This window comes from Photobacterium nomapromontoriensis (assembly GCF_050336815.1).
Classification (GTDB): Bacteria; Pseudomonadota; Gammaproteobacteria; order Enterobacterales; family Vibrionaceae; genus Photobacterium; species Photobacterium nomapromontoriensis.
Genome location: NZ_JAKJSL010000022.1, coordinates 89,718 through 102,826, shown reverse-complemented (window position 1 = coordinate 102,826; position 13,109 = coordinate 89,718). Strand labels below are relative to the sequence as shown.

10 protein-coding genes and 1 pseudogene are annotated in these 13,109 nt (G+C 45.3%); 9 read left to right on the top strand and 2 right to left on the bottom strand.

All coding sequences use genetic code 11. The annotated features are described in order from the left end of the window. Positions 1 to 290 precede the first annotated feature (290 nt). The 8 genes and pseudogenes from L4D12_RS08450 to L4D12_RS08415 all read left to right on the top strand — a co-directional run. Positions 291 to 641: pseudogene (locus tag L4D12_RS08450) on the top strand (MotA/TolQ/ExbB proton channel family protein); the annotation flags it as partial. Beyond that, positions 634 to 1,014 carry a MotA/TolQ/ExbB proton channel family protein gene (locus L4D12_RS08445; RefSeq protein WP_428447385.1) on the top strand — a complete coding sequence of 127 codons (381 nt, stop codon included), beginning with the start codon at positions 634 to 636 and terminating at the stop codon, positions 1,012 to 1,014. The pseudogene L4D12_RS08450 and the gene L4D12_RS08445, both read left to right, overlap by 8 nt. After that, positions 1,011 to 1,415 (top strand): ExbD/TolR family protein, encoded by a 405-nt coding sequence (locus L4D12_RS08440; protein ID WP_428447384.1) that lies wholly within the window; start codon positions 1,011 to 1,013, stop codon positions 1,413 to 1,415. Before L4D12_RS08445 ends, L4D12_RS08440 begins: the two co-directional genes overlap by 4 nt. Continuing rightward, on the top strand, positions 1,415 to 2,095 hold the full coding sequence (locus tag L4D12_RS08435; protein WP_428447383.1) for an energy transducer TonB: 681 nt from the start codon (positions 1,415 to 1,417) through the stop codon (positions 2,093 to 2,095). The genes L4D12_RS08440 and L4D12_RS08435 overlap by 1 nt, the downstream gene beginning before the upstream one ends. Then, positions 2,092 to 3,456, top strand: a complete 1,365-nt coding sequence (locus tag L4D12_RS08430; RefSeq protein ID WP_428447382.1) for a tetratricopeptide repeat protein — start codon at positions 2,092 to 2,094, stop codon at positions 3,454 to 3,456. Before L4D12_RS08435 ends, L4D12_RS08430 begins: the two co-directional genes overlap by 4 nt. Positions 3,457 to 3,627: 171 nt before the next feature. After that, positions 3,628 to 6,777, top strand: coding sequence for an HD domain-containing phosphohydrolase (locus L4D12_RS08425; RefSeq protein ID WP_428447381.1), 3,150 nt, complete (start codon positions 3,628 to 3,630; stop codon positions 6,775 to 6,777). A gap of 376 nt (positions 6,778 to 7,153) precedes the next feature. After that, complete coding sequence (locus L4D12_RS08420; protein WP_428447380.1) at positions 7,154 to 7,594, top strand: acyl-CoA thioesterase; 441 nt, start codon at positions 7,154 to 7,156, stop codon at positions 7,592 to 7,594. Positions 7,595 to 7,607: 13 nt separating this feature from the next. After that, complete coding sequence (locus tag L4D12_RS08415; protein WP_428447379.1) at positions 7,608 to 8,333, top strand: 3-ketoacyl-ACP reductase FabG2; 726 nt, start codon at positions 7,608 to 7,610, stop codon at positions 8,331 to 8,333. A 374-nt stretch (positions 8,334 to 8,707) separates the two neighbouring features. Here the strand turns inward: L4D12_RS08415 and L4D12_RS08410 are convergent, their stop codons facing one another. Beyond that, the gene (locus L4D12_RS08410; protein WP_428447378.1) at positions 8,708 to 10,258 is read right to left on the bottom strand and encodes a bifunctional metallophosphatase/5'-nucleotidase; all 1,551 of its coding nucleotides are present in this window, start codon (positions 10,256 to 10,258) and stop codon (positions 8,708 to 8,710) included. Positions 10,259 to 10,614: 356 nt separating this feature from the next. Here L4D12_RS08410 and L4D12_RS08405 point away from each other — a divergent pair, with 356 nt between their 5' ends. Then, the gene (locus L4D12_RS08405) at positions 10,615 to 11,757 is read left to right on the top strand and encodes a hypothetical protein (RefSeq protein WP_428447377.1); all 1,143 of its coding nucleotides are present in this window, start codon (positions 10,615 to 10,617) and stop codon (positions 11,755 to 11,757) included. Here the strand turns inward: L4D12_RS08405 and L4D12_RS08400 are convergent. Then, the gene (locus L4D12_RS08400; protein ID WP_428447376.1) at positions 11,754 to 13,052 is read right to left on the bottom strand and encodes an alpha/beta fold hydrolase; all 1,299 of its coding nucleotides are present in this window, start codon (positions 13,050 to 13,052) and stop codon (positions 11,754 to 11,756) included. The genes L4D12_RS08405 and L4D12_RS08400 overlap by 4 nt on opposite strands. Positions 13,053 to 13,109: the final 57 nt, after the last annotated feature.

Sequence of the window (13,109 nt, the reverse complement as noted above, 5' to 3'; positions counted from 1 at the left end):
CACTGATGATCGATATCAGTGGCGATAAAGCCATTACGATAGCAGCTAACAGCGCATCATGGTTACAGCGGCTACAACTTGGCGGAGTGTGGATTTATCCCATTATAGGTATGGGCTTTATTGCGATGGCAATCGCCTTCGTTAAGGCCTGTCAAATTAAACGATTAACGAAACTGGATCCTGCCTTCGCCAGTCATTTTGTACAGGATCATACTGCTTCATTGCCGCAGGGATGGCAGGGGCAATTAGCGCAATTTTCCATCGCAAAGAAAGGCATTGGCTGGGACGCGTTGGCAGATCTACTGCATCAGCAGTTGTTGGGTTATAAACATCGACTAGATAAAGGGATGACGTTTATTACTGCGACCGCTGCCGTTGCCCCTTTGATGGGTTTACTGGGAACCGTGAGCGGTATGATCAGTACGTTTGATTTGATGAGCCTGTTTGGCAACCAAGATGCGAGCTTATTATCGGGTGGAATATCTGAAGCTCTGGTGACCACTGAACTCGGGTTGATTGTCGCTATTCCTGCACTGTTATCACATGCTTGGCTGAGTCGGCATCATCAAGGTTATCTTGCTCAGTTAGATGCAGATGCCATGATATTCAGTCAGTTTGGTGAGGAGGGCCGCAATGCTTAACTGGTTACAGCAAGGTGGGGTGATCTTAAGTGTTCTCCTTGTTTTTGCCTTTTCTCTCGTGTGGCAGATTTGTGATGTGTGGTTGCGACTGAAACAGACAACTCACGTTTTAGCTTGGCGAGCACAGCAAGATAAATGTCGTCAATTGATCGTGTGGGTCAGTGCTGCTCCCTTACTGGGGTTGTTAGGCACGGTCCATGGTTTATTGATCAGCTTTAGCGTTTTGGCACAGGGTGAGCAGCAATTGCTTAATCAAGGTATGTCTCAAGCATTGCTCACTACCGAAGTTGGCTTGGCGATTGCTATTCCGGCTTGGGTCGTACTGGTGGCGGTGGAGCGTTATTGCCAAACGCAATGGGAGCGATGTCAATGAGACGGCGTCATAACCATACGCTCTACGCTCAGGACAAACCACTCGCGGTTGATATATCGCCGTTGCTGGATGTGGTATTTATTTTATTGATTTTCTTTATCGTATCAGCCGTGTTTGTGCGTGAGAGTGGGGTTGATATTGAACGACCACAGGCTGCATCATCGCAGTCACTGGCCGATCAAAGTGTCCTGATAGCGCTTACTGCGCAGGGGCAAATTTGGCATAACGGCGCACAAATTGGGATGACTGGTGTCGCACCATTGTTAAAACAAATGCCGAGTAAGCCTGTTGTTATTCAGGCGGATAAAGCCGTAGCAGCAGGGCGCCTGATCCAATTGCTTGATCTGTGTAAGTTAAATAGCGAGCAATCAGTGAGCGTGGCGACTGAAGGGGCAATCTAATGACGATGAACAGAAGTGTGATCGCGAAAAGCAACGGGGGAAAACGTTACATCATCAATACACTGATTGCGTTGTTAATGGTTGTAACCTTAATCTTGTTGCTGCGCTGGCAGGATACACCGCAACCTAAGTCATCCGTAATGCAGGTTCGATCAGTAAACACCGCCGCCTTATCGATACCGAAAAGTCCGCCACAGAGCCAACGTTCACAGAGTCATGCTCCGGTTCCGACGTTGAATATTCCATCACAGCACAGTGAGGTGCAGTTAGTGATGACACCCCTGACCGTTTCATTAATGCAGCCGCAACTGGTAATGCCAGAGTGGGAACCCGTTAATGTGACACAGCAAGATCCAGGGATGAGTGATCAACAGTTGCTAGATGAAATACAAACCTATTCGCTTTCACAGTTGGATGCGTACCCTAAATTATTGAATCGGATAACGGCAAAACTGCCTGCTGAAATAGTGGCACTGGGTGTACGAGAGCATCGTGTATTGATGCACGTCATCATCCATGAGAGCGGTCGAGTAGAGCTAGTGAATGTGGATAGTCAGGAATACCCGCAGTTGCAGTTATTGGCGGAAGAGATTGTCAAGCAAGCGCATTTTTCAGCGCCGTTATATCAAGGAAAAAAAGTGAAAGCTGAATTTAAATGGCCGGTGAAGGTGAAAGCATGAAGATTGTTCGCTCATCGAGTGTGTGGTTGCGTTGGGTTATAGGGGCGAGTCTATCGATGTTCTTCACTATGCCTATTGTTAATGCCAAGTCGTTAGTGGCTGCATCGCCACTGGCTGTACCGTTAACAGTCCCCGTGTTTTCTGTGATGCCCATGAGTCAATATGAACCCGCTCTAAGTCGTAGTGCCGCTAAAACGCTTACAAAAGTGGGGAAATTGATTGAGAAGAAAGCGTATGAATCAGCCCTTGCAGAATTGACTCATGCCTTATCAACTGAGCAAGATGCAGCATTGTATTATACCAAAGCCAGCATTGCGTTACGTGTGAACCACATTCAAGAGGCTCAACAGTCACTCCAGCACGCGTTGACGATCCACCCTGGTTTTACTCGAGCACAAGCAATGCTGGCGTGGGTCTATACCCGTAATGAGCGCTATACCGAGGCAAGGGTATTACTGCAAGATGTTATTGCTGTTAAGGGGGATAGCAGTACATACATGATGTTGGGTTTTGGCTTCTTGCAGCAGCAAAACTATTTAGCGGCGCAGTCGGCATACCAACAAGCATTGATATTAACCTCAGCACCAGCGCCAGTCTTGCGTGGTTTATTGCAAGCGTATCTTGCCATGGATGCCACTGAGATGGCGTTATCTGTGTTGGATAACTTATTGGCGATAGAATCCACGTCGGCCGATTTATATATTGTCCGAGCCCAGTTAGCACAGGCTCAAGATAATATAGCAGAAGCGATTAATAGCCTTTCAATTGCACAGACCTTCAGTCAGCGACAAGATATTCGGTGGCAATTAAGCCAACTGTATTTACAGCAAGGATTATATCAAAGTGCGGTAGAGCAACTCTCTCCACTATTAACCGCTAAAACATTGCCTGACAGTCACCAGCTCGGCCAGATGGTCGCGTATATGATTGCAAATGGCGGTGAATCACAAGCTCATAAAGTGATAACGGCATTGCAGAATCGTCGTGACATGCCATTACCGCTTACCGCACAGCTGTATGCGCTAGAGGGGCAATTGGCACAACAGAAAGGGGATATGCCAAAGGCCATCAACGCGTATCAGAAGAGTGTTAAGCTCGATCCTACACAAGGCCGCTATCAGCTACAATTAGCATTGTTAACGCAGCAAACGTCGCCAATTGTCGCAGAACAGTTATTCGCGAAAGCGGCGATGGACAGCAATGTTGCTGTCGAGGCATTGACATACCATGCTCAGTTATTATTGCAATCACAATCTTATCAACGGGCATTAGTGTTATTGGAAAAAGCACATAAATTGGCTCCTAATAGGCAGGGGATAAACGATAATATAGAAACCGTTCGTCGACTTATTAATTTGTAGTTCTTTGGGCTGGAAATAAAAGCGAAAGCGATTATTGATAAAATGATATATAAGATTTTAAGGAATGATAAATTTGCATTACAAATGAAGTTAGTAATAATGAATAGAGTATTTAGAATGTTTTAGTAAAAGATGGTTCGTTCAATACATGCCAGTGGAGGGCGTCAGGGAATGAAAATCACATCAATTTTGACTGGAAAATACTCTATTCGCTGTACCGTTGGTGGCCTGTTTATTTTTGCGACCCTTTTCACTGCGTTGTGTGCGATTACGACGCAATATTACTTTAGTCGGCAGATGTCGGAAGAGCATGTGCTATCAAAACTGACCACGGCAACGGCCAAAGTGAGTGAATATATCCAGCAGGTAGAAGCTGATGCGACCAGCAGTGCTAAGATCTTACGTAGTGTTTCAATGGCAACAGATTATAGGGCTAACGAGCAGGAAGCGAGAGCCATTCTGGTTCAGGTGTTAAAAGATAATCCATTATTCTACAGTTTATATTTTGGCAGCAAAAACGATGATTTTTATCAAATCATTAATCTTGAATCGTCTCCTGTAGTCAGACAAAAAATTAAGGCCTCTGCCCATGAGCGATGGGCCATTATCATTATCACGGGTGAAAAATCCAACCGTGTACGTCGGATAAACTTTTACAATGAAGCGTTTGACCTTACCAATAGCATTGCCGAACCAAGTAATTATTACCCGACTCAGCGGCCATGGTTTCATGCAGCAAGCAGTGAGTACGTTTATAAAACAGAGCCTTATCTGTTTCAGCATTTAAAAATCACGGGTCAAACTTATGCGATAAAAAGTCATGATATGGTGTTAGGGATTGATATCGTCCTTTCTGCTGTTAGTTCAAAAATGACCGCACTTGAGATGGGGATTGATACAAATAGCACATTAGAGTCTTTTATATTCAGTCAGCATGGTGAACTAATCGCAACAAATTTATCGGCGCATCAAGCGACTGACGCTATACCACCGTCATCAACGATTGAATTGACAGATAAGCAGCGTGAAATAGTGAAAAATACTCGCTCACTTCGAGTTTCAAATCAAACTGACTGGGGACCATATGATTTTACAATGGCGGGTAAACCTAGAGGCTATTCCGTTGATTTGTTGAAAATGATTTCTCAGAAAACAGGACTGAATTTTGCGTTCGTAAATGGGTTTAATGCTGAAAGTCTGAACTATAAATACCGACGTGGGTCATTGGACATACTGTATCCGGTTATGAGTGACGTTGATATAACGGGGGATCATAGTTTACCGCTGTTTGAGGCGGAGTTGGCGATGGCTACCTTAGTGGATACAGCACTGCCTATATTAGATAGCCAATTTATCAATCAGACCGTTGGCATTGTGGGAGGCCGAGGGATGCAATCCATTTTAAGTACAGTTTACCCCACTGCGAAATTCATTGAGTTTTCTAGTTATGACAGCATGAAATCTGCCCTTAAATCGCGACAGGTGTCTGTTATTGTTGATACCTATTTTACGTTAAATGAAATGAAAGCCACGATGGAAAGTGGATCGGTTTCTGTTTCAGTTCTTGAGAATATCGAGCCTGTCCCTTTTTATCTTTATATGAAGCATCAAAATGCTGATGTACTTGCGGTCATCGATAAGGCGTTGAATAGTTTTACAGAAGAAGAGATCACAACGCTTAATGAAAAGTGGTTAACACTTGTTGCACAGAAAGGAAATTTTGTTCCTTATTCTCAGCTAGTGGCGTTATCACGCGATAAGACGTTACATAATACGATGGTTCGTACCACAATAGCGGGTAAGGATAGATTCCTATTTGTAACACCGTTAGCAAGTAAGGGCGCTCAAACAGAATATTTCGCAGTGGTAATACCGGAGCAGATAGTCACCCAACAAGTGATCGGACGCCTTTTACAATCGCTCGGTTGGACCATTATTATCATGCTGGTTTTATTGCCAGTAGCATGGGTGTTTGGTTCACCGATCGTTCGGCCAATTATTCAGCTACGAGAAGAAACGCAAAAGATAAAGGCTCGGAAGTTTGATCAAGTTACCGTCGTGGATACTTTTATCAAAGAAGTGAGCGACCTGTCTTATTCAATGCTGGATATGGCAATTGAAATTAAGCAGCATGAGAAAGCCCAAGAAGAGTTTGTTGAATCCTTCATTCAGCTGATCGCACAAGCTATCGATGATAAGTCGCCTTATACGGCAGGACACTGTAATCGGGTACCAGAGCTCGGCTTAATGTTGGCAAAAGTGGCTGAATCATCCCAAGATGGCGAGTTTAAAAATTTCTGCTTTGCTAATGATGACGAACGCAGAGAGTTTAGGATTGCGGCTTGGTTACATGATTGTGGGAAAATAACCACACCTGAACATATCGTGGATAAAGGGACTAAATTAGAGGCAAACTATAACCGTATTCATGAGATCAGAACTCGGTTTGAGGTGCTGTGGCGCGATGCTGAAATTGATTATCTTAATGCTTTGATAGTCAAAGAATGCCCACAAGAGGAAGGGCTCGCAAGACTAGCAATGCGTAAGCAGCAGCTGAAAGAGGATTTTGCTTTTATTGCCAAGTCAAATATTGGCGGGGAGTTCATGGAGGATGCGCAAGTTGAGCGTATTAAACAGATTGCAGAGCAAACTTGGATTCGTCATTTTGATGATCGCTTAGGGTTATCACCATTAGAAGAGTTTAAGACCCCGAGAACTGAGCCGGCTTTACCCGCCACAGAATACTTGCTGGTGGATCGTGCCGAGCATATTGTTTACCGTGACCGTCCGATGATTTTTGATGAACAGTATGGCATCAATATGGACGTCCCTAACTATCTGTATAATTTAGGTGAAGTGTATAACCTTTCAATTCGTCGGGGAACGTTAACCGCAGAAGACAGATTCAAGATCAATGAGCATATGATCAGTGGGATCAAAATGTTAGAAGCATTGCCATTCCCGGCAGAGTTAAGTCGTGTGCCGCGTTATGCTTCCACCCATCATGAAACACTTAAAGGTACGGGGTATCCTCGTAAACTCTCTGCGGACGATCTCTCGATACCTGAGCGTATTTTAGTTATTGCCGATATATTCGAAGCACTCACTGCGGCAGACCGTCCGTATAAAAAAGCCAAACCATTAAGTGTTGCCGTCGATATTATGTACAAGATGGCGCTGGATAAGCATGTAGATATGGCGCTGTTTATCTTATTTCTACAAAGTGGAACTTACCTTGAGTACGCAAGACGTTTTTTACCCGAGCAACAGATAGATTATGTGGATATCAGCCAATATATGACGGAACCCGTTGCGGCTTGATTGTCACAATAAAAGATTAATAGCCAGTGAATACCGTGGGGATCACTGGCTTAATCTATTAACAGCAACACGTTATTCCCATCTGTACTATTAATAAATATGTAAATTTTGAATTTTATTCTCAATTGTAATCGAGTTATTCCAGTACTACGTTTTTCAATAAATTTGTTAATAAACAATACTAAGTTAATACAATTGTGTTTATCCTCAAACACTGAATGTGATAGTGAAGTTGATGTCCGATCATCAGGTATGGCGGGTGGCTGGGTAACGAATGGATGGGTAGCGGCATTGATCGTTATTACTAATGACGGTCAAATAATGAAATGTGTAATAACGAAATAGAGTTAAGCTCACTGTAAATTAAGGGAATAAAATGACAGAGAAGCAATCTGTTTTGCGTGCTGATGTCACATTGGTATCCTCATTTCAAGATGCTGATCCAATGGGGATTGTTTATCACGGTAACTATTTTCGCTTTTTTGAAGAGGCGAGGCGGGTTTTAATGGAAAAGATCCAATATAGCTATCGGGATATGCAAATCTCAGGGTATGTTTGGCCCGTGATTGATGCGCGAGTGAAATACATAAAAGCCATTCCATATAATCATAAGATTCAGGTTATTGCGACCTTAACGGAGTGGGAACATCGACTGCGGGTTGATTATCTCGTGGTCGATGCAAAAACAGGAGAGCGCATGACGACGGCTTATACAGTGCAGGTTGCTGTTGGAATAGAAAGCGAAGAAATGTGTTTTGTGTCTCCGGCAATATTTACCGATAAAGTCGCGTCTTGGCAGGCAGATATGAATAAATGAAAGGGATGTTGTAATGAACAGGCAAGTATTAGTAACAGGGGCGAGTAAAGGGATTGGTCGTGCGATTGCAATCCAGCTAGCACAAGATGGTTTCACTGTTGCCGTGCATTATATGAGTGATGTGAGTGGGGCAGAGTTGACCTTAGCCGTTATTCAGCAGGCAGGGGGGAATGGACGATTGATCCAATTTAATATCAGTGACCGTGCGCAATGCCGTGAAATTATTGAAGCCGATATGGCTGAGTACGGTGCTTATTACGGCGTGGTGAGTAATGCGGGTATCACCCGTGATACCGCGTTTCCTGCGATGACAGAGCAAGATTGGGATGGCGTTATTCATACGAATCTCGACAGTTTTTACAATGTGCTTCATCCCTGTGTCATGCCTATGATCAAATTGCGAAAAGGGGGACGCATCGTGACCTTAGCGTCAGTGTCTGGCATGGTCGGTAACCGAGGGCAAACCAATTATAGCGCAGCAAAAGCGGGCGTGATTGGGGCAACAAAATCACTGGCACTAGAATTAGCGAAGCGAAAAATTACGGTTAACTGTGTTGCACCAGGGCTGATAGATACTGGCATGGTGGATGAACACGTGAAAGAACATGCGTTGCCTCAAGTGCCATTACGCCGCATGGGTGATCCGGAAGAGGTCGCAGGCTTAGTTAGCTATTTACTGTCTGATATTGCAGGCTATGTAACCCGCCAAGTCATTTCAGTGAATGGCGGCTTAGTGTAATTCGTTGTTGATCAGGGTCTATACCCTGATCATTGCAAGATGATTAACTTTTGATACGAATGACTTCTCCTGATGCGATACAGCGCCACTTACTGGTGACGCCCATAATTTTATCATACCAATTTCGATGAATGCGCTGGTACATCCGTTGGTCTTTGCTTTTATATATATCCATATATTTTGTCATCGTGTGAGTTTTATTATGGGTATTGCGTTAAATACATTATACAAAGCGATGACTTAAAATATGGTATCAACTTGGTATCGGTTACAGGGCGGGAAATCAGGCTGAATGGAGGGTTGGTGGTTATTTGTGAGGGTATAAACCCTCACTGCATAACACGGTGAGGGTTTGGTATCACGGGGGGGGTGTTTTACTGCTGGGCGGTATCTTTAACGCGCAGCGGTGTAATTTTGTTGCTATCGAGTGTCGTGACTTTCAGGTAATCCGTCACAGCATCTGAGACATAGTAGCCGGGCATTTCTTTGGCGTTCTGACCATTGAGGAATTGGCTAAAGCCGTCTCCACCATCAGCTAGGAAGGTATTCGTTACGATAGGGTACAGTGAATCAGCTGCAATTTTCTTGCCATTAATTGACGCAGAAATTAGACGCTCGCCAACGGGTTTGCTGCTGTCATATACCATGTCCATACCCTGGCTAACTTGCATCACACCGTTAGACAGGTTGGCGGCATGGTTCAGCAACGCCAGTAAATCACCACCTTTTATTGTCATGGTGACCATGGCATTCGGGAAAGGGAAGGCGCTGATCACATTACCAATGGTGATATCACCTTGGGCGATGTCGTTACGAATACCGCCTGAGTTGGTGAATGCGGCAACCGCATTTTCATCCACGGCCAGCATAGCATCAGCCACCATGTTGCCAAGTGGTGAGGATTCACCGTAACTGCGTGATAGGGTCACGGGTGAGTGGCCAATTTTTTGCGCAGTAATTTCATCCAGTTTCTTATACCAACCGTCAATCACAGCCTGAGTACCCGCATCAGCTTTCCATTCATCCGCGTAGATTGTATTCAAAGAGAAAGTATGACCGTCGATATCTCGTGTTTTTTCATTAAAATCCAGTGTCAGTTTACCCACGTTGATACCGGCAGAGTCGGTCGAAACGATCAAGGTGTCGTTAACCACGATTGGTTCTGGTGTACCGACGTGAGCGTGGCCTGTAACCAATACATCAAGGTTCTTGAGTAACTTGGCGGTTTCAATGTCTTTGTTCAGAGCACGGGTAACGTCAGAGGCGCCATAGCTTGACTGGCGTGCTGGGGTACCTTGGTGGATCAGCAATACGGTGATGTCCACATTGTCACGAATCTCATCGATGTATTTCTGAGCAAACGCAATTTCATCTCGTGCTTCAATGCCAATACGCATCTTGGCTGCAACAGTATCATTAAAGGCAAATACGCCATGCAGGCCGATCACGCCTAATTTTACGCCATCTTTTTCGATAATTTGATACGGCTTATTCCAAAACGGTACATCACTGTTTTCATAGAAAACGTTGCCTAACAGTACCGGGAAGGTTGCTTGAGAAAGCTGGACTAAGGTGTTATCCCAGCCGTGATCAAATTCGTGGTTACCGATAGAGGCCGCATCGTAGCCCATGGTATTCATGGTATCGACGATGGCCTTGCCCTGGGTTAGGGTGCTGACGTAAGGACCAGAGAAATAGTCACCTGCATCAAAAAAGAATGTTGCGTCGTTGAGTGCTTTCTCTTCTTTTACAAACGTGGTGATGTTGGCAAACCCTCCCACTAAACGATCTTTGCTGACATAAGGGGCTTTAAAAGGAGTCAAGTGAGCATGGATGTCATTGGTGTGCAAAATGGTGACGTCTTTAGCCAGAGCAGGTAAAGCCAGTGAGCCTAGGATAGCCAGCGACAGTAATTTCATTTTCATAGGATGATCCAATCCAGTAGCAGATAAAACAGTAAATAAAAGGCGAATAGCGGCGCAGCAATGCACCGTGAATACAGCGAGGGCATACTATCTGCGCGACGCACACGTTTTCGTGGCTGGATCACACCTTTACTGGATGTTTTATGAAAGAATTCGTCGACTAACGTTTTGAGTGGGTAATTGTTGCTGTGGTACGCGTTAACATTAATGTATGTAAGAATTTTTCATGTAAAAACTTAGGCGTTGCTTCGCAGGATTATCATTTCCCCGTTTATACCTTGGGCTATAAGGCGCTGCATTGTCGCCATTGTGATTCGTACCCTCCGTTATTTGACGATGAGGCGGTGAATACCGTCATGGACGAAACCTTTTCGCATTATTTTGCTGCGACGGGACAGCGTTGTTATTGGTGTTATGCCGACGCATTTATTCATTATGGCAAAGGGCGCAATAAGACCCTGCGATTGCAATGTAAAGGCTGCGGTTTGATTTTTCAGCAGCCCGCACTGCGCCCGCAGCAAATACATCGGGTCGCTGATATTGAACGCTATGTTTTATCAGCAGTGCCTTTACCTGCAGTTTTATGTCAGGGGCCGACTTATGGCCGTTCATTGGAAGCCGCCTGGCAACATGCTACTCGTCAAACGGTGATGGATTTAGCGCTGGCTCCTGAACCTAAGATACTTACAACCCAGTATTTCAGTATGCCTTTTCAGGGGGCACATGCGCTTCAGCATTTGTTTGTATTGGTGACATGCGATACTGCGAGCGGTAAGGTCGTGCAATACACGACTAACTATGTGCAGGTCGAGATAGGTAGTGACAGCTTGTATATAGGATCTCCTGCAGAGCCAGAGATGGACACTGTGTCATTGGCTGAACGGGTCAAACAGCGTGAATTACAGTTTTTAAAGCGGTCACAGTTTGATGAGCTAAAATACGGTGAGGCGCAATTGAAGCGTAACGATAAAGGCTGCCTGATACGACCAACCATTGCAGCTTATAATCATTTTCAGTTATTAGCGTTACGTTATCCGAATACTGCAACTCATGGATTGCACCATGACTGTTTTATTCGTGGCGCTTGTATTACTGCTTACCATCAGCAAGTTCGAGAGGGGGGGTGCCATCTTTATTTTATTGATGAAGAGGTTGTTCATGGCCTTCAACCTGACGGTTTCAAATTATGGCAGTATCAAGGCAGTCATGAGGTAGGCTGGTGGCGAAACCGCTGGCGTGAATATCACCAACGGTCAGAGGTAGAGCTGACTCAAGATAATGCGAATCAACCTGCTCGCCTGCAAAAAGTAATCGGGGTACTGACGGCGGGTGAGCCTGATCCTATTATTGATCAACTCACCCTGGCATCGAATCGCGCTTTTGAGCGCTGGCTGCGTACTCACCTCTGGTACCAACGTGCTGCGACATTGTCCGCGAAAGGGGTGTCACAAGAGTTGGCGTTATTAGTTTATGCTTATAACCTACAGGTTATCGCTTAATGGGTCATTGGCAACCGCGCGATAGCATTCCCCATTTCAATCAGTTTATCTAAAATGCGCTCACCATCGGCCCGTAGCCCGTTATGCTCATACTCATTGGTGATCCATGCCTTACTGTTAGGGATCCCTTTGAGGGTTTCTAGCGAGTAGGCCATTTCCACATACATATCTTCGGCATAGACCGCGCAGGTCACGGGAACGGTATTGTTAGCCAGTGCCTCAATATCATATAACGTCGGCCAGTCTGTTTTACTCGCCAGTTTCTCTGCCGCCTCTTTGAGTGGTATCAGGCAGTTGAACTGATCAAACATCCACGGATAAACCATTTCGCCAGTGAAGTAAAACTGCTGCCCCGGTTGGTAATTGAACTGCGGGTAGTGATCGCGGACGCGATGAGCAGACCAGTTTGATGCATCGCCTTGACAGTATATGGATTCATGCAAAATCGCATAAATGGGGTTGGTTTGGTAGCTTTGCTCTGCCAGCATCGCGTTCAGGAACGCGTAGCTCAGGGTCTCTTCACCATTGACGGTGACAAATGCCTCTTCCAGCAGGTAATACATCGGCACATTGGCATGGCTGCGGCCTAGATTGATGCCAATCATCTGAAATTGCTCGACCGTAAAGCGTTGGCCGTTCGGTAGCAAGACGGTGTTATTGATCAAATGATCGGCAATTTTCTGGCATTGTGCCTGTGCTTGTGGAAACTGGTCGAAAAACGCCTTGTTTTTATCTTGTACCCGCAAATAAGTTGCCTGATAGACATCGTCGGTATGGCGGCTCAATGACGGTACCCCGCCTGTGAGGTAAGCACGGCTCAGGCTTTGTGGATAGAAAGAAAGGTAAGTGAGCGCACAAAATCCGCCAAAACTTTGGCCAAGAATCGCCCATTGTTGCACCCCAAGTTTTTCGCGGATCACTTCGGCATCGCGCACGATGTTATCGGCCCGAAAATGGCTTAGGTATTCAGCTTGCTCACTAGCCGTCATGGGTGCCAGTGTTTGGTGGTTGATCACGGTGCTGTTGCCCGTGCCGCGTTGGTCCAGTAATAATACGCGGTATTGTTGCAGTGCACGCTTTAACCAACCAGAACGACTGTCTGGGCGTGGGGCGGGAAAGCCCGGTCCACCTTGGAAATAAACCAGCCAAGGGCGATCGGCGTTATCACTATCGATATCGCTGACTTCACGTGCAAAAACTGAAATTACCGACCCTTGAGGGTTGGTGTAATCAAGCGGAAGCTCGAACTGGTGCTGGCGGTAAATGAGGCTGCCATCAATGAAAGTGGTTTGCACAGTATGCTCCTTGCTGTTTTAAAACAATATGTTAACAATATTTAATGGCAGAACCAA